The 18,900-nt window shown below is 68.5% G+C and carries 14 protein-coding genes; 4 read left to right on the top strand and 10 right to left on the bottom strand.

The window, feature by feature from the left end:
- Positions 1 to 5 precede the first annotated feature (5 nt).
- The 10 genes from NNZ72_RS00315 to NNZ72_RS00365 all read right to left on the bottom strand — a co-directional run bounded on the left by NNZ72_RS00315 (position 6) and on the right by NNZ72_RS00365 (position 14,360).
- Positions 6 to 746, bottom strand: a complete 741-nt coding sequence (locus NNZ72_RS00315; RefSeq protein ID WP_257311624.1) for an SDR family oxidoreductase — start codon at positions 744 to 746, stop codon at positions 6 to 8.
- 32 nt (positions 747 to 778) lie between these two features.
- On the bottom strand, positions 779 to 2,101 hold the full coding sequence (locus tag NNZ72_RS00320) for an FAD-binding oxidoreductase (RefSeq protein ID WP_257310935.1): 1,323 nt from the start codon (positions 2,099 to 2,101) through the stop codon (positions 779 to 781).
- 3 nt (positions 2,102 to 2,104) lie between these two features.
- On the bottom strand, positions 2,105 to 2,515 hold the full coding sequence (locus NNZ72_RS00325) for a GtrA family protein (RefSeq protein ID WP_257310937.1): 411 nt from the start codon (positions 2,513 to 2,515) through the stop codon (positions 2,105 to 2,107).
- Positions 2,515 to 3,939: a UbiA family prenyltransferase gene (locus tag NNZ72_RS00330; RefSeq protein WP_257310940.1), complete on the bottom strand. Its 1,425-nt coding sequence runs from the start codon at positions 3,937 to 3,939 to the stop codon at positions 2,515 to 2,517. The genes NNZ72_RS00325 and NNZ72_RS00330 overlap by 1 nt, the downstream gene beginning before the upstream one ends.
- Before the next feature lie 199 nt (positions 3,940 to 4,138).
- Entirely contained in the window at positions 4,139 to 4,999 is an 861-nt protein-coding gene (locus NNZ72_RS00335; protein WP_257310943.1) for a M15 family metallopeptidase, read from the bottom strand.
- 168 nt (positions 5,000 to 5,167) lie between these two features.
- On the bottom strand, positions 5,168 to 6,325 hold the full coding sequence (locus NNZ72_RS00340) for a UDP-galactopyranose/dTDP-fucopyranose mutase family protein (protein ID WP_257310946.1): 1,158 nt from the start codon (positions 6,323 to 6,325) through the stop codon (positions 5,168 to 5,170).
- 8 nt (positions 6,326 to 6,333) lie between these two features.
- Positions 6,334 to 8,388, bottom strand: coding sequence for an O-linked N-acetylglucosamine transferase, SPINDLY family protein (locus NNZ72_RS00345; protein WP_257310948.1), 2,055 nt, complete (start codon positions 8,386 to 8,388; stop codon positions 6,334 to 6,336).
- A 191-nt stretch (positions 8,389 to 8,579) separates the two neighbouring features.
- Positions 8,580 to 9,980, bottom strand: a complete 1,401-nt coding sequence (locus tag NNZ72_RS00350) for a hypothetical protein (protein ID WP_257310951.1) — start codon at positions 9,978 to 9,980, stop codon at positions 8,580 to 8,582.
- A 501-nt stretch (positions 9,981 to 10,481) separates the two neighbouring features.
- Positions 10,482 to 13,298, bottom strand: coding sequence for a hypothetical protein (locus tag NNZ72_RS00355; protein WP_306766134.1), 2,817 nt, complete (start codon positions 13,296 to 13,298; stop codon positions 10,482 to 10,484).
- A 360-nt stretch (positions 13,299 to 13,658) separates the two neighbouring features.
- Positions 13,659 to 14,360 carry a GntR family transcriptional regulator gene (locus NNZ72_RS00365; protein WP_257310953.1) on the bottom strand — a complete coding sequence of 234 codons (702 nt, stop codon included), beginning with the start codon at positions 14,358 to 14,360 and terminating at the stop codon, positions 13,659 to 13,661.
- A 129-nt stretch (positions 14,361 to 14,489) separates the two neighbouring features.
- On the opposite strand from NNZ72_RS00365, the gene NNZ72_RS00370 reads away from it, so the two are divergent.
- From NNZ72_RS00370 to NNZ72_RS00385, 4 genes are all read left to right on the top strand, one after another.
- The gene (locus tag NNZ72_RS00370) at positions 14,490 to 16,004 is read left to right on the top strand and encodes an aldehyde dehydrogenase family protein (protein ID WP_257310955.1); all 1,515 of its coding nucleotides are present in this window, start codon (positions 14,490 to 14,492) and stop codon (positions 16,002 to 16,004) included.
- A 125-nt stretch (positions 16,005 to 16,129) separates the two neighbouring features.
- Positions 16,130 to 17,080 (top strand): sugar ABC transporter substrate-binding protein, encoded by a 951-nt coding sequence (locus tag NNZ72_RS00375; RefSeq protein ID WP_257310958.1) that lies wholly within the window; start codon positions 16,130 to 16,132, stop codon positions 17,078 to 17,080.
- A 65-nt stretch (positions 17,081 to 17,145) separates the two neighbouring features.
- Complete coding sequence (locus NNZ72_RS00380) at positions 17,146 to 18,165, top strand: ABC transporter permease (protein WP_257310960.1); 1,020 nt, start codon at positions 17,146 to 17,148, stop codon at positions 18,163 to 18,165.
- Positions 18,165 to 18,896, top strand: a complete 732-nt coding sequence (locus tag NNZ72_RS00385; RefSeq protein ID WP_257310962.1) for an ATP-binding cassette domain-containing protein — start codon at positions 18,165 to 18,167, stop codon at positions 18,894 to 18,896. Before NNZ72_RS00380 ends, NNZ72_RS00385 begins: the two co-directional genes overlap by 1 nt.
- The last annotated feature ends 4 nt before the right edge of the window (positions 18,897 to 18,900 follow it).

Raw genomic sequence — 18,900 nt, forward strand, 5'->3', positions numbered from 1 at the left:
CCCTTCTACAGTTTCGTCTTCTTGAAGATGGGTTCGGGAATGGCGCGGATGATCGCCATGACGAGCCGCCAGACCGGGCGGACATAGATGACGTCCCGCCCCCTGGCGACCGCCCTGAAGATCGCCTCGCCCAGTTCCTGCGGCTCGGCCGTCAGCGCTCCCGGCAGTTTCATCCCTTCGGTCATGCGGGTGCGCACGAAGCCGGGCTTGACCGTCAGCACCTGCACGCCCCTGCCGGCCAGCCGGTTGCGCAGTCCCGAGAGGAACGCGGTGAAGCCGGCCTTGGCGGCGCCGTAGACGTAGTTGGAGGCCCGGCCGCGCTCGCCGGCGACCGACGAGATGCCGACGATCGTTCCAGCACCGCGCGCCTCGAAGCGCTCGGCGACGAGCCCTAGGAAGAGGCCCGGCCCCTCGAAGTTCGAGCGCAGGATGCGTTCCGCATGGGCGGGATCGCGCTCGGCCTGCGTCTGGTCGCCGAGCAGGCCGACGGCCGAGAGCACCACGTCCGGTAGGACGGGCAGCGCGTCGAGGAAGGGCGCGAAGGCGGCGGTATCGAGGATGTCGAGCCGGGCGGCGGCGACCGTGCTGCCGGGCGCGCGCAGTTCGAGGTCCGCGGCCGAAGCCGTCAGCACGTCGAGGTCGCGGCCGACGAGCGTGACGTTCCAGCCGTTGCGGGCGAAGGCGAGCGCCGTCGCCCGGGCGATGTCGGAGCTGCCGCCGACGACGAGGAGGGACTTCTTTTGCATGGGCATGGGCGTTGGTTCCATCGTCTTTGCCCCTAGAGGCCGAGCCGTTCCGATTGCAGGGAGGCGAAGCGGTCCGCGGCGGCCGTCTCCCGGCGCATCCGGCGGAAGGCGGCCGTGCGCGGGTCGGAGGCCTCCAGCGTCGCCGCGCGCATGCGCGAGTCCTTGGCGAGGTAGAAGCGGCCGCCGTGGGCAAGCGTGATGGCGTCGAGCCGATCCAGCAGCGACAGGCTCGCCGCGCCGACGGGAAAATCGAGCGCCAGCGTATAGCCCTCCATCGGGAAGGAGAAGCGGCTTTGCTGCGGGCCCATGCGCTTCAGCACGGCGAGGAAGGAGCCCTGCCCCGCCGCCGAGATCGCCTCCAGCAGCAGGCGCAGCCCCGCCTTCGCGCTGTCGAGCGGCAGCACGCACTGGAACTGCGCGAAGCCGCGCCGGCCGTAGATGCGGTTCCAGCCGAGGACGGCGTCGAGCGGGTAGAAATAGCCGTCCCAGTCGACGAGGCTCTCGCCGGCGCCCCTGCGGCCCTTCGCGTAGTAGAGCGCGTTGAAGGCGCGGACCGAGAAGCGGTTGAGCGCGAGGGCCGGCGCATCGAAGGGCACGCGCCGCTTGCGCTTTTCCGGTACCGTATAGGGCGCGGCGCGGCGCCCGTCGTCGAGCTCGTCGCGCCGGGCGTGTTCGCCAAGCATGACGAGCGAGCGGCCGAGGGCAGGCCCCTTGGCGAGGCAGTCGATCCAGGCGACGGAATAGGTCCAGCCGGCCGATCGCTCGAAGGTGTCGACGGCCTCGTCGAGGCTGCCGGCGGCGATCGTCCGCTGGCGGATCCAGCCGCTTTCCACCGGTGTCAGGCGGAACGCCGCGCGCAGGACGACGCCCGTCAGCCCCATGCCGCCGAGGGTGAAGGCGAAGAGGTCGGGATTTTCCGCGCGCGAGCAGCGCAGCACGCGGCCGTCGGCGACCATCAGGTCGATCCATTCGACGAAGGCGCCGAAGGAGCCGTGCGCGTGGTGGTTCTTACCGTGCACGTCGGCGGCGATCATGCCGCCGACCGTGACGAACTTCGTGCCCGGCGTGACGGCGGGAAACCAGCCGCGCGGCAGGAAGGCCGCGACGATGTCGCCGAGCAGCACGCCCGCCTCGACGGTCAGCAGGCCGGCCGCCGCGTCGAAGGCGATCATCCGGTCGAAGGCGGTCATGTCGACGGTGAGGTGCGGATTGAGCGCGCTGTCGCCATAGGCGCGACCGTTGCCGCGGGCGATCGCACGGCCGGACAGGACGAGCGCGCGCACCGCCGCCTCGTCGCGCGGGCGGCGTACCGTGCAGTCGGCCCTGGGAAAGCGTCCCCAGCCGGATATCTCCATGGCTCAGGCCTCCGCCGCTCTCGGGCCGAACACGAAGCGCCGGTCGAGATTGTACTTGACGACATAGCCGACGGCGAGGCCGAGGACGGCGCCTGCCTCGCGGGCGAGCTCCGTGCCCCAGGCGAGCCAGAAGGCCGTCTCCGTGCCCCAGAAGATCAACGTCGTGACGATGCCCATGGCGGTATAGAGGCCGAACTTGCGCCCGTGTGTCGCAAGCCCTGTCGAGCGGTCGTGGAAGATCCACTTCCTGTCGAGGACGTATTTGACCACGAGGCCCGTCGCGGTGCCGCAGAAGACGGCGAGCGCGAAGCCTGGACCGCCGTCGATCGCGGCGAGCACGAGGCGCTGGGTCAGGAGATTGACGAGGGTCGCGAGGACGGCGAAGGCGGTGTAGCGAAGGACGAGGTCGAGCATCAGACCGTTCCGACGAGGATGACGAACAGCACCAGCGCGCCGCAATAGCGGCTGGTCCTGTCCTTCACCGCGAAGACGATCGGATCGTCGTCCATGCGGCCGCGATGGGCGATCATCACCATGCGGCTCACCCAGTAGAGCAGGATCGGGCAGATGCCCCAGAGATAGACCGGGTGGGCATAGAGCTCGCGGACGTTCGGCGTGTCGAGATAGAGCGCCATGACCAGGACCGCGACATAGCCCGAACCGATCGCCATCATCGACAGGATCAGGTGGTCGTTGCCCTCGTAGCCGCGCCCGGCCGGCTTGCCGCGCCCGGACTTGACGACGTCGACCAGCTCGCCCTGCCGTTTGACCGCGGCGAGCGAGAAGAAGAAGAAGATCGAGAAGGCGAGCAGCCATTCGGAGATCGGCAGGCCGGTCGCCGCCCCGCCGGCGAAGATGCGCAGCGTGTAGAGGCCGGCGAGCGTGCAGATGTCGACCACCGGCTTGCGCTTCAGGCCGAGCGAGTAGGCCAGGGTGACGACGACGTAGAGCGCCATCACGGCGAGGAATTCCAGCCGCCAGACGAACAGCGCGAGGACGAGGCCGCCGCCGAGGAGCCCCGGCACCATCAGCGTGCCGTGATCGAGCGGCAGCGCGCCCGAGGCGAGCGGCCGGTAGCGCTTGCGCGGGTGGCTGCGATCGGCCGACAGGTCGAGCAGGTCGTTCAGCACGTAGACGCCGGAGGCGACGAGGCTGAAGCAGAGGAAGGCGAAGATCGCCGCGATCCAGCTCGAGGGCGACCCTTCGTGCGCGGCGATCAGCGGCAGGAAGACGAGGATGTTCTTCGACCACTGGTGCGGCCGCAGCGCCTCGACATAGGGGCGCAGGCCGCCGCGCGGCACGTCGAGATGCAGCACCTCGCCGCCCTGCGAGCGCACCCGGTCGCGCTCCCTCGGCGACAGCCCGGCAGTGATCGCGCGGCGCGCCGAGCTCCAGACGGGGATGTCGGCGTCGGCATCGCCGATATAGTCGTAGTTGCCGGCGCCGTAGCGCTCGACGAGGAAGCCGGCCTTCTCGCGGCCCTTGAGGTTGCGCACGCCGTCCGAGCCGTAGACCTCGTCGAAGAGACCGAGATGGTCGGCGATGCCCCGCGCCACATGCTGGTCGGTGGCCGTGACGAGGACGGTGCGGCCGCCCTTCTCCCGCCATTTGCGGATATAGTCGAGAACGTCGTGGTTGTAGGTGAGCCTGGCCGGATCGATGGTGACGTAGCGGCTCAGCTGCGCCTTGAACTGCGCCTTGCCCTTCTTGAGGCAGGCAAGCGCCCGCGACAGGTTGCCGAGGTCGCGCGAGGCGCAATCCCAGAAGGATTCATAGAGAACGTCGCTTCGCACGAGGGTCTTGTCGAGATCGACCGCGAGAACGGGAAGACCAGTCATGAAACGCTCCGGCTGCCGCCCCGGCGGCATGCGTGAATTGCATCCTCCTTCAATACATCGCAATCCGTGCAGAAACGTTAATGGTGGCGCCGCAGGCCCCGGAAATCCGTGTCTTTGCGGCTCGGGGGGCTTCGGTCATCGTGCGGGGGATATCAAAGACCATCCCGACCGGGCGGCCGGCGGCAAAGGGCACCCGTCTTCAGCGGGCCAGCTCGAAATGCATGCCGTCGATGCGGTTGCCGCCGAAATGGCCGCCCCAGTAGAAACCCGCCGCATTGGCGGAGGCGACCAGCTCGCGCACGGACCCCTTGCGGCCGCAGAACGCCGGCACCTCGCTGATCCAGTTCCAGGTGGTGTTGATGTCGAAGGCCGACCCGAAGGCATGGTTGGAGAGCTTGCCGGTCTCGGCGCTGCGCCGTTCCGGCTGCGCACCGTTGCCGGGGTTCTCGCCGTAGATGTAGCGCGGGTCGAAGGCGCCGGCGAAGCTGATCACCAGATGCAGGAGGTCGAGGCTCCTCCACTGGTGCAGCAGTTCCTCCAGCGCCTCCTTCGCGTTCCTGTGGATCCGGAAATAGCCGCGATATCCGTCGGCATGGGAGAAGGCGCTGCTCGGGAAGTCGATGATGTTGGCCGTCGTCCAGTCCGCGATCCTGCCGTCGCAGCTTCCCCTGATGACGATCCGCTCCGGGCGGTCGCGATAGGCATTCTGCTTCTGCACGAAGCGGAAGCAGGAGAACCGGGTGTTGCGCCAGTCCGAGCCCGGCGAACCGAGGCCGTCCGGGCGCGCGGGCCATCCCGCGCCCGCCCGTTCGGCATAATAGCCGTCGGCAAGCACGGTGTAGCCCTGCTGCCGCGCGGCCTCCAGCGTCGCCGCGTTCACCTTGCCGTTCGGCGCAAGCTGCTGCTGCAGCTGGAATATCCGGGTCGCCTCCTCCGTCTTCGCGCCGAAGTCCGCATCGATGCGGCCGACCTGGGAAACGCCCCGCCGCAGCAGGAAATACTGCCAGCGCTGCACCTCGGCCGGAATGTTGTTGCCACCGCGAGACAGGGTAAACGGCATCTCTCCCTCCGACCGAAAGCCATACCGGAAGTAGAATACGAATTACGCGGCTTTGCAACTAAAAATACTTTTACCTTGCACACGCAATCAAAGATTGATTGTCCTCTCGGGACGGATCTCCGCTGCGGGATCGGAGCGGCGCGGCGAATGCGGAAAAGATGCGCCGGATCAGAGCGGCGGCTGGACGAAGGCCGGCATGGCGGCGCCTTGCGCCCTGCGGGCAAGATAGAGCCGGGCGGTGTCGAGGGCCTCGCGGATCGTCAGGTCCATGTCGAGATAGCGGTAGGTGCCGAGCCGGCCGACGAAGGTGACCGCCCTCTCCTGCTCCGCGCGCGCGACATAGCGGGCGAGCTGCTCCTTCTCCCGCACCAGGCGGATCGGATAGTAGGGCGTGTCGTCGGGGCCGCATTCGCGCGAGAACTCGCGGTAGCAGACCGACCCCTCGTGCTCCTCCCACGGGGAGAAGTGCTTGTGCTCGGTGATGCGCGTGTAGGGCACGGCGAAGTCGCCGTAGTTCATCACCGCGCAGCCCTGGTAGTCGCCCTCGTAGGTGAAGCGCTCGAAATCGAGCGTGCGGTAGCCGAGGCGGCCGAGCGCGTAGTCGAAATAGCCGTCGAGCGGGCCGGAGTAGAAGACGTGGGCGTAGCCGTCGCCGTCGGCGCGGTGGAAGCGCGTGGCGAGCCGCACGGTGACGTTGGCGTGGTCGAGGATGCGCGCGACCATGTCGGTGTAGCCGTTTTCCGGCATGCCCTGGTATTTGTGGAAGAAATAGTTGTCGTCGTAGTTGAAGCGCACGGGCAGGCGCTTCAGGATGGAGGCCGGCAGCTCCGTCGGCGAGCAGCCCCACTGCTTCTGTGTATAGCCCTTGAAGAAGGCCTCGTAGAGCGCCCTGCCGACGAAGCGGAGCGCCTGCTCCTCGAAGGTCTGCGGATCGGCGATCGACCGGTCGGCCTGCGCCTCGATGAAGGCGCGCGCCTCGTCCGGCCGGAACGCCTTGCCGAAGAACTGGTTGATCGTGTGCAGGTTGACCGGCAGCGAATAGACCTGGCCGCCGCTGGTCGTCTTGACGCGGTTCTTGTAGGGCTGGAACGTCTGGAAACGGTTCACGTAGTCCCAGACTTCCGTGTCGTCGGTGTGGAAGATATGGGGGCCGTAGACATGGACCATGACGCCGGTCTCGGCGTCGCGCTCCGTGTGGCAGTTGCCGGCGACGTGGCCGCGGGCGTCGAGGATCTCGACCCTGTGGCCCGCCTCCGCCAGCGCGCGCCCGATGACGGCGCCGGAAAGCCCCGCGCCGACGATGCCGATCCTGTCCGACGATGCCATGATGCCGGCTACCGTACGCCGGCGGCCGGGGCCGGCCACAGGCGCGTGTCGTGCGGAAGCGGCGAGAAGTCGTGCCACTGGGCGAGCTTCTCGACGTAGCGGCGCCGGTAGGCCGCATCGTCCTCGAACTCGACGTTCGCCTGGATCAGCTCGGCGCCGATCTCGTAGTAGACGTCGAGGTTGCGGAGGTCCGGCACCGGGGTCTCGCCGCGCTCGGCCTCGCCCTGCATCTGCCAGAACAGCTCCTCCAGCCGGCGGGCAAGGCCCGGCATGTCGCGCAGGACGCAGGTCTCGCGCTGGCGCGCGAGCGATTCACGGACGGCCTCAAGGCTCTTGCGGTCGGCCGCGAAGGCGACGGCGCGCTCGACATATTCCTCCGGCGTGGCGCAGATCATCTCCGGAATGCCGGCGGAGACGACGATGCTGGCGCAGAAGCGCGCCGCGAAGCTCTTGCCGGGAACCGTCAGCACCGGCAGGCCCATGGTGATCGCGTCGGCGGCCGTCGAATGCGCACCGTAGGGGAACGTGTCCAGGAACAGGTCGGCGAGCGCGATGCGCGCGAGATGCTTCGGGTTCGGCACCTTGGGCGCGAAGATGATGCGCTCGGGGGCGACGCCGCTCCTGGCCGCCAGCTCGCGCAGCCGCCGGTTGGCCGTCTCGCTCTCGGTCAGCAGCCAGAGCACGCTGCCGGGTGCGCCCGCCAGGATTCGCATCCAGCGCGCAAAGCAGTTCTCGGTGATCTTCTGCATGCCGTTGAAGCAGGCATAGACGAAGGCGCCCTCGGGCAGCCCGGCCTCCGCCCGGCTCGGCCGGGGCGCGATCTCGCGCTTGCGGTCGACCGGCTGGTCGCAGGCGATGCGCAGCACCTTCTCGGTGTAGTAGACCTCGTTTTCCGGCGGCACGATGTAGCCGTCCGTGATCATGTACTGGTGGTAGGGGCTGCACATCGAGCCCGGATAGCCGCAGAAATTGACGACGACCGGCGCCGGGCGATAGGCGAAGATCGCCGTGCGGGCATGCTTGGTGTAGCCGTTGACGTCGACGAGGACGTCGATCCCGTCGTCGAGGATCAGCTTCGCGGCTTCCGCGTCGCCGAACGCGGCGATGTCGCGCCAGCAGTCCACGGCGTTGCGGATGCGCTCCTGGGTCGGGTCGCCGGTGCGCGGCTCGCCGCAGTAGTAGGCGTAGATCTCCACGCTCTTCCTGTCGTGCAGCTCGAGGACCTCGCTGAGCGCGAAGCCGACGGCGTGCTGGCGCAGGTCCGAGGAGACGTATCCGACCCTCAGCCGCTCGCCGGTGCCGGACTTGTGCCGCGCGGGCCGGCGCGGGAAGCCGCCGACGTCGGGCCGGCCCACCAGCGTCCTGTTGTAGCGGTGGGCCTTGGCGAGCTGGAAGATCGGATCGTCGGCATAGCAGCCGAGCGTCAGCGGCGACATCGCGTCGATCAGCTGGCGGGCGGTGACGTGATGCGACGGCGTGACGATCGGCCATTTGCACAGGTGCTGGCGGACAGACAGCCAGTGCTGCGCCGCCTCGGGCTTGGACGGCTGCAATTCAATCGCCTGCCACAGGGCGATCTCCGCCTCCTCCAGCCGGCCGGCGCTTTCCAGCACGCGACCCGTGTGCTGGAGCGCCATCAGGCGATGGCCGAGCTTGTCGGGCGTGATCTCGGCCGTCGCCTCGGTGAACAGCAACCATTGCCGCACGGCCTGGTCGATCTGGCCGCAATCCTCGAAGGCGCGGCCGAGATTGATATGCGCCGGGCCGAAGCCGGCGTCCAGCTTCAGGCAGGCCCGCAGCGCATGGATGGCGCCGACGGCATCGCCCGCCTGGCGCAGCGCGACCGCGTAGTTGAAGCAGGCCATGTGCAGGAGGGGATTGCCCTCGTTGAAGGCGATCCAGGTCTTGTAGAGATCCACGGCCTGCGCAAGCAGCCCGGCGCCCGTCAGGGTCTCGGCGGATTGCAGCAGCTCCGCCAGCGACAGTTTCTGGTTCCGCGCCCGCTGGAACACGTCGACAAGCGGCGACACCTCATCCGAAGCGAATGTGGTCTTTACATTCATGACATCCCTCCGACGCGCGGCACGGGACCGCGATTGCAGGCGCAGCAAAACACCGTCCGCTTATTGCCGGCCTGGCTTGTGCGGGGCTGGCCGCCGCCGGGGATCCGAAACGGGAACGGGCGGTGCCTGCGCACCGCCCGTTCCCGTTGCCGCGGAAGATTGCGGCGCGGCCGGAGCCGCGCCGTTCGTCATCACACGGTGGTGTCGTTGTAGGCCGCGACGACCCAGTTCGTCTGGTCGTCCGTGAGCGACGGGACCCGGCCATTCGTCAGTTCGTCGATCTGGGCGTCGGTCAGGGCCATGAAGTCGTTTTCCTGCAGGCCCTTCAGGGCGGCCGTGCTGATGGCCGCGAACTCGCCGGTCGCGAAGAGGGCGATATCGCCGTCCTCGAGGGCCGCGATCTGGCTCGACGACAGGACGCCGATCTGGGCGCTGGTCAGTGCCGTGACCTGGTCGTCGGTCAGGGCCACGATCTGGGCGGACGTCAGCACCTTGACGAGGTCGGTGCTCAGGCCGCCGACGACGTCCTCGTCCAGCGCCGCGAGGTGCGTGGTGGACAGGGCGGCGAAGGCCTTCGAGTTCAGGGCGTTGACGTCGCCCGTCTCGAGCGTGCCCGCCTGAGCGGCGGTCAGGCCGGCAATGCCGGCCGCGCTGATGGCGGCGAGCTTGTCGGTGGACCAGGCGCCGAAGGCCGTGTCGCTGATGGCGCCGATCTGGGTGCTGCTCAGGACCGCGATCTGGGCCGACGTCAGCGCGCCGGCCTGCGTGTTGTCGAGTGCGGCGACGTTCAGGGCCTGGATCTGCTTGGACGACAGGGCGGCGACCTTGTCGGTGCCCCAGCCGCTGACCTCGTCGGCGGTCAGGATGGCGACCTGGTCGGTGGTGAGCGACTTGATCTGGTCGATCGTCAGCGCACCGCCGCCGGTAGCGTCGAGTGCTGCGATGTTGGCGGTGGACAGGCTGGCGACGGCCTTGCTGTTGAGCGCGCCGAGGTTGGCGGCACCGCTCGTCGAGTCGTTGAAGAGCGCGACGATGTCCTGCGTCTGGAGGCCGGCGGCGCCCGCGGCGGAGAGGCCGGCGATCTGGGCGGAGCTCAGGGCGGCAGCGGCGGCGTCGCCGAGAGCCGTGACCTGCGCCGAGGTCAGCTTGCCGACCTGTGCCGCGTCGAGATGGGCGATGGAGGCGGCGCTGAGCTGCGAAGCGTCCAGTGCCGAAATCTGCTTGGATGTCAGGGCCTTGATCTGGTCCGTCTTGAAGGCGTCCAGTTCGGTGGAGGTGAGCTGGCTGATCAGGCCGGTCGACAGGCCCGAGATCTGACCGGAGGCGAGAGCGACGCCCGCTTCCGTGCTGGTGTTGATCTTCTGGAGCTGACCGAGCGTGAGACCGGCAAGGGCGCCCGTCGACAGGCTGCTGAGCTTCAGCGATTCGATTTCGTCGTTGTCGATCACGGCGAGCTGGCTGGAGGAGAGCGCGGCGACGTGTTCGGTCTTCAGGGCGGCGACGGCGGCGGTGTCGAGATTCTTGACCGACGTGGTGGAAAGCCCCTTGATCTGCGAAACGGACAGGTTCGAGACAAACGTAGCGAGTGACATGAATGTACCCCAAGGTTGAAGTTGGCAGATGTGATCACCCGCCGCTCGTCCGTGAACGCAAGGAGCCTCACCGCAAGAGCCGACAGACCCGTGCGCATGATGCGGCGTCGCCGTCCTCCGTGCCGCAAACGGCATCCTGAGGCCCGGCACCGCCCTTGACCGGCGATAGTGCTAGGTGAAACATGGCTCGCGCGAGCCAGCGCATCGGAATGGCATCATGCATCCAGAGCAACGAACGTCTCTGATCCCCACGCCCTTGAAAGCAATCGTCCCCGCGCCCGGTGCCATCCCGCCTGCATCGGCGTGAAAGCACCCGTGCGCCCATATTTCGCGCGGGACTTTCGCATTCACGAGAAAATTATTCGGGAGCCTTTAATTTAGCGTTAATGCTGCGCCAAATTCTTGTTTTCGTTGCAACAACACGCGCGTGTCCGAACGCGCGAAACGGACGGCACGCAAGCATGCCGTCCGCTCCCGTTTCTCGTCCGAATGCGATGGCGGTCAGGTGCCGAATTCGACGTAGGCCGCGACCACCGCATCGATCTGGCCCCTGCTCATCGCCTGCGCCTGGGCCGTCGTGAGGCTGTTGAGCTGCGCCGAGCTCAGGCCGGCGATGTTGGCCGTCGACAGTCCCGACACGGCCCGCGTGTTGATCGCCGCGATCTCCTCGGTCTTGAAGGTCTGGATGTCCTCCAGCAGCATCGCCGCGATCTGGCGGCTCGTCAGCGCGCCGATCTGCGTCGAATCGAGGAGGTCGATCTGGTCGCTCGTCAGCGCGACGATCTGGTCGCTCGTCAGGGCGGCGATCTGCCCGGTCTTCAGCGCGGCGATCTGGCCGCTCGTCAGGGCGGCGACCGCATCGGCGGAGAGCCGCGACAGCGCCCGCGCATTGATCAGCGCCACCTCGTCGGCCGTGAAGGTCTCCAGGTCCTCGGCCTCCAGGCCGGCGATGCCGGCGGCGGAGAGCGCGGCGACCTGGCTGCTCGTCAGCGCGGCCGCCTGGGCGGTCGAAAGCGCCGCGACCTGGCCGCTCTTCAGCCCGGCGACGAGGCCGGTGGAGAGCGCGGCCGTCTGGGCGGTGGAAAGCGCCGTCACGTCGAGGCCCGCGGCCTGGCGCCCGGTCAGCGCGCCGACCTGGGCCGTGCTCAACGCGCCGACCTGCCCCGGCGCGAGCGCGGCGAGCTGGGCGGTGGAAAGCACCGCGATCTGCGCATCGGTGAGCGCCGCGATCTGCGCGGTGGAGAGGGCGCCGAGAGCGGCGGTGGACAGGCGCGACAGCGCCTGCGTCCTGATGAGCGCGATCTCCGCCGTCGTGAAGGTCCCGATGTCCTCGGCCTCGAGGCCGGCGATGGCGCCTGCCGACAGGGCCACGACCTGGTCGCTCGTCAGCGCGGCCGCCTGGCCGGTGGAAAGGGCGGCGATCTGGTCGCTCTTCAGGCCGGCGATCAGGGCGGTCGACAGGGCGGCCGTCTGCCCGGTGGAAAGCAGGGTGATGTCCAGCCCCGCGGCCTGGCGCGCGGCCAGCGCGCCGATCTGCGCAGTGCTCAGCGCGCCGACCTGCTCCGGCGTCATCGCGGCAAGCTGGGCGGTGGAGAGTGCTGCCACCTGGCCTTCGCTCAGGGCGCCGATCTGGCCCGTGGACAGGGCGACGAGCGCGCCGGTCGACAGACGCGGCAGCGCCTGCGTCTTGATGAGCGCGATCTCCGCCGTCGTGAAGGTCGCGATATCCTCGCCCTCCAGGCCGGCGAGCGCCGTTGCCGAGAGCGCGGCGACCTGGCCGCTCGTCAGCGCCGAGGCCTGGTCGGTCGAGAGCGCTGCGAGCTGATCGCTCTTCAGCGCGGCGACGAAGGCCGTCGACAGGGCCGCCGTCTGCGCCGTCGACAGGACGGCCACGTCGAAGCCCGCGACCTGCCGCGGGCCCAGCGCGGCGACCTGCGCCGTGTCGAACGACCCGAACTGCTCGGGCGTGAGCGCCCCAAGCTGCAGGGTCGAGAGCGCGGCGACCTGCGCCGTCGTCAGCGCGGCGAGCTGTGCGCTGGAAAGCGCCGCGACGGCGTTCGCCGACAGCCGCGACAGCGACTGCGTCTTGATGAGGGCGATCTCCGCCGTCGTGAAGGTCTCGATGTCCTCGGCCTCCAGGCCGGCGATGGCGCCTGCCGACAGGGCCGCGACCTGGCTGCTCGTGAGCGCCGCGGCCTGGTCGGTCGAGAGTGCGGCGAGCTGGTCGCTCTTCAACGCGGCGACGAAGGCGGTCGACAGGGCCGCCGTCTGGGCGGCCGAAAGCGCCGTCACGTCGAAGCCGGCCACCTGCCGGGCGGTCAGTGCGGCGACCTGCGACGTGTTCAGCGCACCGACCTGCTCGGGCGACAGCGCGGCGAGCTGGGCGGTGGAGAGGGAGGCGACCTGCTCGGTGGTGAACGCCGCCACCTGGGCGGTGGAAAGCGCGCCGAGCGTTTCCGGGGTGAGGCCGGTCAGCGACCTCGTGGCGATCGCCGCGATCTCGGCGGCCGTGAAGGTCGCGACATTCTCCGGCGCCATCGCCCGCAGCGCCACCGCCGACAGGGCGGCGATCTGGCCACTCGTGAGCGCGGCGGCCTGCTCGGCCGAGAGTGCCGCGGCCTGGCCGCTCTTGAGCGCGCCGACGAGGCTCGTCGAGAGCGCGGCGGTCTGGGCGGTCGAAAGCAGGGTCACGTCGAGGCCGGAGGCCTGGCGCACGCCGAGCGCGCCGACCTGCGCGGTGTTCATCGCGGCGAAGTGATCGGCCGAGAGGGCGGCGGTCTGGCCGGGCGACAGGGCGGCGATCTGGGCGGTGGAAAGCGCGCCCACCTGGCCGGCGGAAAGGGCGGCGACCGCATCGGTCGACAGGCCCGGCAGCGCATCGGGACGGATCGCCGCGATCTCGTCGGTGGTGAAGGTCGCGATGTCCTCGGGCGAGAGCGCCCGGAGCTCGTTGAGGCCGAGAACGGCGATCTGCCCGCTCGTGAAGGCGGCGATCTGGTCGGATTCGAGCGCGCCGATCTGCTTCGAATAGAGCGCGGCCACCTGCCCGGTGGACAGCACCTGGATCTGCTGCGAGGACAGGACGGCGAGCTGGTCGGCCGTCAGGCCGACGATCGCGCTCGGCGAGACGGCGCCGATCTGCTGTGCGTTCAGCGAATTGACATATTGCGCGCCGATGGCGGCGACCTGGCGCGCGTTCAGCGCGCCAATCTGCTCCGCGCTGAGGGCGGCCACGTCCTGCGCGGTCCAGTCCTGGATCGAGGCCGGCGAGAGGGCCCGGATCTGGCTGACGGACAGCGTGGGAACGATCGATGTCATGGGCCTACCTTCCAATTCGCAAAGTCATTTCCTGACACCGGGAACGCATAAGGCTAAGGGCCTCTTCGTTCCCCGCAATGCCATGTCGGCGGCAATACGCGAGCACAGGTCGGAAAAGATTGAAAATACATGGCTCTGGCGAGCCGGCGCGCTGGAAGGACATCATGCATCCGGAGCCGGCGGGCGGCTTCGGATTCCTGCGCCGAGGCGAGGCCCGTCCTGGAACAGGATCGCCGGTGTCGCTCCGGCGCGGCATGTCCTTCGGCAGGGTTCTCCCGATGGGCAAAGAGTTAGTCAGGGGTCGTTAATTTTCGGTTAAAGCCGGCGCTCCGCACCGCCCCTGCCCTCGCCCTGCGGCCCTCACTCGAACAGCTCGGGATGGGCCGCCTCGATCTGCGGCAGGTCGGCGAGGATGCCGTTGAGATGGCCGCGCATGGCGCCGGCCGCGGCCTCGGCGTCCCTGGCGTCGATCGCCGCGATGATCGCCTCGTGCTCGCCGATCAGCTTCGTCATCGAATCCGGGTGGCGGAGCTGCAGGTTGCAGACCCGGTCCATGTGCGCCTTGATGTCGGATATGGCGTTCCAGGCGAGCCCGCAGCCCGCCCCCTCGGCGATGGCGATGTGGAACTGCTCATCCTCGCGGCGGAAGGCGTTGTGGTCGTGCGCCTCCATCGCCGCCTTCTGCCGGGTGAGGATCGCGTCGATGCGCCGCCGCGTCCAGGAATCGAAGCTCTCGCTCGCCCGCCGCGCCACCGCCACCTCGATCGCCTCGCGCACGAAGCGCGCCTCCGTCATCTGCCGCGCCGAGATGCGCACCACCACCGTGCCGCGGTTCGGGCGGATTTCGACCAGCTTCGACTTGCCGAGCGCGATCAGCGCCTCGCGCACCGGCTGGCGCGACACGCCCATGCGGGTGGCGATCTCCTGCTCGGAGAGGCGCGTGCCGGGGGCGAGCTCCAGCCGGATGATCTGCTCGCGAAGGTCACGCTCGACCTGTGCCGCCGCCGTCTCGCCGGTGTCCATCTTCAGGGATTCAAGGTTCATCTCTTTCGCCGCCGTCATGCGTTGACATCCGCTTCGAACCACCATACAGTACCATACATCTTAAGCGCAACAGAAATCCGGCGGCCCGAAAAGCCGGATGAACGACAGGGAGGGGCCGGCACCCGCGTGCCCGGCCGAGGAAAGATATTGCTGCCAAACTTCATCGCACCCGATTCCAACGATCCCCGGCTCGGCATTAAATCCCGCTACCGGATGCTTGTCGATGGCAAGTCCGTCGATGCGGCCTCCGGCAGGACGATCGACCGCGTCAGCCCCGGCCATGCCGGCATGGTGGTGGGCACCTGGCCGGACGCCTCGGCCGACGACGTGCGCGCCGCCGTCGCCGCCGCGCGCCGCGCCTTCGACACCGGCCCGTGGCCGCGCATGTCGGGGGCGGAGCGCTCCCGCCTGATGTTCAAGGTGGCGGACCTCATCCTTTCCCATCAGGAGGAGCTGGCGCTCGCCGAGAGCCTGGAAGTCGGCAAGCCGATCGCGCAGGCGCGCGGCGAGATCGGCTTCTGCGCCGACCTCTGGTCCTATGCGGCCGGGCAGGCCCGCGCGCTGGAAGGCCAGAGCCACAACAATATCGGCGACGACCGCCTCGGCCTCGTGCTGCGCGAGCCGGTCGGCGTCGTCGGCATCATCACGCCGTGGAACTTCCCCTTCATCATCGCCTCCGAGCGCGTGCCGTGGGCGATCGGCGCCGGCTGCACCGTGGTGCTGAAGCCCTCCGAGTTCACCTCCGGCACCTCGATCCGCATGGCCGAGCTCGCCCGCGAGGCCGGCATTCCCGACGGCGTCTTCAACGTCGTCACCGGCTACGGCGATCCGGCCGGCCAGGTGCTGGCCGAGGACCCGGGCACGGACATGGTCGCCTTCACCGGTTCCGTGCGCGTCGGCACGAAGCTCGGCGAGATCGCCGCGCGCAGCGTCAAGCGCGTCGGGCTGGAGCTCGGCGGCAAGGGCCCGCAGATCGTCTTCGCCGACGCCGACCTCGACGCGGCCGCCGACGGCATCGCCTACGGCGTCTACCACAATGCCGGCCAGTGCTGCATCTCCGGCAGCCGCCTCCTGGTCGAGGAGAGCATCCGCGACGCGCTGATGGAGCGCCTTCTCGACATCTCGCGCAGGGTAACCTTCGGCGACCCGCTGAACGAACGCACCAAGATCGGCGCGATGATCTCGGAAGCCCATGCCGAGAAGGTGCATTCCTACGTGGAAGCCGGTGTCGCCGCAGGCGCGAAGCTGCTTCTCGGCGGCGAGCGGATCGGCCGCGACGCCGGCCTCTACTATGCGCCGACGGTCTTTGCCGGCGTGACGCCGGACATGTCCATCGCTCGCGAGGAGATCTTCGGGCCGGTGCTGTCGACGCTGACCTTCAGGACGGCGGACGAGGCGGTCGCGCTCGCCAATGCCAGCGAATACGGGCTTTCGGCCTGCGTCTGGTCCACCAATCTCGAAAACGCGCTGCAGAGCATCCGCCGCATCCGCGCCGGCCGCTGCTGGATCAACAGCGTCATCGACGGCACGCCGGAGCTGCCGATCGGCGGCTACAAGAAGAGCGGGCTGGGCCGGGAGCTCGGCCGCTACGGCTTCGACGAATATTCGCAGTTCAAGGGCGTCCACGTGACGCTCGGGCGCCCGGCGCCCTGGTTCGCATAAGGAAGGCCGCGTCCCGCGGCGCTTCAAGGAGGGAAATCCCGGCTGGCGCGATCTTTGGTCGGAGCCCGCCAGCCGGGACCTGGGTCTTTCGACCCGCATTGCACATCCAAAGGGAGGATACGCAAATGAAGTTGACCAGGTTGAGAACCGCGGCTGTCGCCGCGGGCCTTGCCACCATGCTCGGCTCGACGGCGCTCGCCGCCGACGTCAAGGCGACGATGATCATCTACCTGGACCCCAGTGTCCAGTTCTTTAATCCGGTGGTGAAGGGGGCGCAAGACGCCGCCGCGCAGTTCGGCGTCGATCTCGACGTGCAATATGCCAACAACGACCCGGTGCGCCAGAACGACCTGATCGAGAGCGCGACGGCCAGCGGCGTCGACGGCATCGCCGTCGCCATCTCCTCGTCCGACGCCTTCGACGACAGCATCTGCGCCGCCGTCAAGGCCGGCATCGTCGTCATCGGCTTCAACAACGACGACCTGGAAGGCGCCAAGGGCAATTGCCGCCAGGCCTATGTCGGCATGGACGAGTTCGCCTCCGGCTACGAGCTTGGCAACCGCATGATCAAGGAGTTCGGGCTGAAGGAAGGCGACGTCGTCTTCAATCCGCGCGAGATCCCCGAGGCGAGCTTCGCCGTCGCCCGCGGCGGCGGCATCGAGAAGGCGATGGGCGAGAACGGCATCAAGGTCGAGACGGTGCGTGCCGGCCTCGATCCGGCCGAGGCACAGAACATCATCGCCCAGTTCCTGATCGCCAATCCGGGCGTCAAGGCCCTGTTCGGCACCGGCTCGGTCACGTCGACCGTCGGCGCGGGCGCGATCAAGGACGCCGGCGTCGACATCCCGTTCGGCGGCTTCGACCTCGCGGTCGAGATCGTCAACGCGGTCGAGTCCGGCGCGATGTTCGCCACCATGGACCAGCAGCCCTACCTGCAGGGCTACTACCCCATCGCCCAGATCGCGCTGGCCAAGAAATACGGCCTGACCCCCACCGACATCGACACGGGACAGGGCGCCTTCCTCGACAAGTCGCGCATCGGCACGCTGAAGCCGCTGATCGGCACCTATCGCTAACCGCCTCCGGCGGGGAACCGGCCGCACATGTCGGTTCCCCTCCCCCAACGATCGAGTGCCAGACCGTGACCCCCATCCCCGCAGACACCGCCGCGCCGCGCTCGCGGACGCAAAAGCAATCGCTCCCGAGGCAGATCATGGCGATGCCCGCCGGCGCGATCTTCCTCGTCTTCATGGCGCTGCAGATCGCCTGCATCGCCGGCGCCCTCATCTACCCCAACGAATTCCGCTATCTCTCGCCGCAGAACCTGACGATCCTGATGAAGGCGATCCCCGTGCTCGGCTGCCTGGCGCTCGGCGCCGGCGTCTTGATGATCGCCGGCGAGTTCGATCTCTCCATCGGCTCCGTCTACACCTTCACGGCCGTGCTGATGGCGAGCCTCGTCAATGCCGGCATGAGCGCCTTCCTCGCGGCCCCGCTCGGCATCCTCGCCGGCATCCTGATCGGCCTCCTCAACGGCACGATCACGCTGCGCTTCGGCCTGCCCTCCTTCATCGTCACGCTCGGCGGGCTCCTGTTCTGGCGCGGCGCGGTGCTGCTCTACAACGGCGCGGTGCAGGTGCGCTTCGATCCGGAACCCGCCTTCTCCGCCCTTTTCTCGGGCACGGTCCTCGGCATCAACGCCGCCTTCCTCTGGATCATCCTCTTCGTCGTCGGCTTCCATTTCCTGCTGCACGGCCACCGCTTCGGCAACCACGTCTTCGCCACCGGCGGCAACCGGGGGGCCGCGACCGCGATCGGCATCAACACCGACCGGGTGAAGCTCACCGCCTTCGCGATCGCCGGCGGCATGGCGGCCATGGCCGGGATCCTCGCCACCGCCCGCGTCGGCAGCGTGCAGCCGGGCCAAGGCGCCGGCCTCGAGCTGCAGGCGATCGCCGCCTGCGTCATCGGCGGACTGTCGCTGCGCGGCGGGCGCGGCTCGATCGTCGGCATCTTCCTCGGCGTGCTGCTCATCCACACCATCACCGACGTGCTGCTGCTCCTGCGCGCCCCCGGCTTCTACCTCGACATGTTCATCGCCACGCTGATCGTGCTCGCGGCCATCTTCAACCATCTCATCGAACGGCGGGGGATCGCGTGATGGCGCCGCTTCTCGAACTGCACAACGTCTCCAAGAGCTTCGGCGCCCTCACCGCCCTGCGCGACCTCAGCTTCCATATCGGCGAGGGCGAGGTGGTGGGCCTGCTCGGCGACAACGGCGCCGGCAAGTCGACGACCGTCAACCTGATCTCCGGCATCCACAAGCCGACGCAAGGCCACCTCAGCATCGACGGCCGCAAGACCACCTTCACTTGCCGCTCGGATTCCGCCGAGGCCGGCATCGAGACGATCTACCAGCACACTGCGCTGGTCGATTCCCTCTCCATCACCCGCAACATCTTCATGGGGCGGGAGCTGACGGACGCCTTCGGGTTCCTGCGCCAGCGCGAGATGCGCGAGATCGCCATGGAGGTGCTGCAGAACGCCGTGCACATCTCCGGCATCGACTCACCCGACACGCTGGTCGGCAACCTCTCCGGCGGGCAGAAGCAGGCGGTCGCCATCGCCCGCGCCGTCTATTTCAAGAAGCGCATCCTGCTGCTCGACGAGCCGACCTCGGCGCTGTCCGTGCGCGAGACGGAGGCGCTCTTGAACCAGGTGCTCAAGCTCAAGGCGGAGAACGTCTCCAGCGTGCTGGTGACGCACAATCTCTACCACGCCTACCAGGTCTGCGACCGGTTCGTGATCATGAGCCACGGCACCAAGGTCTTCGACGTCGACAAGGCCGACACGACGATCAGCCAGCTCACCGAATATGTCGTGCTGACGTGACCCA

The sequence above is a fragment of the Shinella pollutisoli genome (assembly GCF_024609765.1).
GTDB classification, from domain to species: Bacteria; Pseudomonadota; Alphaproteobacteria; order Rhizobiales; family Rhizobiaceae; genus Shinella; species Shinella pollutisoli.

Excerpts from the sequence above, each read along its gene's own strand:
- NNZ72_RS00315 (WP_257311624.1), bottom strand. The coding sequence starts at position 746 with ATGCAAAAGAAGTCCCTCCTCGTCGTCGGCGGCAGCTCCGACATCGCC.
- NNZ72_RS00320 (WP_257310935.1), bottom strand. The coding sequence starts at position 2,101 with ATGGAGATATCCGGCTGGGGACGCTTTCCCAGGGCCGACTGCACGGTA.
- NNZ72_RS00325 (WP_257310937.1), bottom strand. The coding sequence starts at position 2,515 with ATGCTCGACCTCGTCCTTCGCTACACCGCCTTCGCCGTCCTCGCGACC.
- NNZ72_RS00330 (WP_257310940.1), bottom strand. The coding sequence starts at position 3,939 with ATGACTGGTCTTCCCGTTCTCGCGGTCGATCTCGACAAGACCCTCGTG.
- NNZ72_RS00335 (WP_257310943.1), bottom strand. The coding sequence starts at position 4,999 with ATGCCGTTTACCCTGTCTCGCGGTGGCAACAACATTCCGGCCGAGGTG.
- NNZ72_RS00340 (WP_257310946.1), bottom strand. The coding sequence starts at position 6,325 with ATGGCATCGTCGGACAGGATCGGCATCGTCGGCGCGGGGCTTTCCGGC.
- NNZ72_RS00345 (WP_257310948.1), bottom strand. The coding sequence starts at position 8,388 with ATGAATGTAAAGACCACATTCGCTTCGGATGAGGTGTCGCCGCTTGTC.
- NNZ72_RS00350 (WP_257310951.1), bottom strand. The coding sequence starts at position 9,980 with ATGTCACTCGCTACGTTTGTCTCGAACCTGTCCGTTTCGCAGATCAAG.
- NNZ72_RS00355 (WP_306766134.1), bottom strand. The coding sequence starts at position 13,298 with ATGACATCGATCGTTCCCACGCTGTCCGTCAGCCAGATCCGGGCCCTC.
- NNZ72_RS00365 (WP_257310953.1), bottom strand. The coding sequence starts at position 14,360 with ATGACGGCGGCGAAAGAGATGAACCTTGAATCCCTGAAGATGGACACC.
- NNZ72_RS00375 (WP_257310958.1), top strand. The coding sequence starts at position 16,130 with ATGAAGTTGACCAGGTTGAGAACCGCGGCTGTCGCCGCGGGCCTTGCC.
- NNZ72_RS00385 (WP_257310962.1), top strand. The coding sequence starts at position 18,165 with ATGGCGCCGCTTCTCGAACTGCACAACGTCTCCAAGAGCTTCGGCGCC.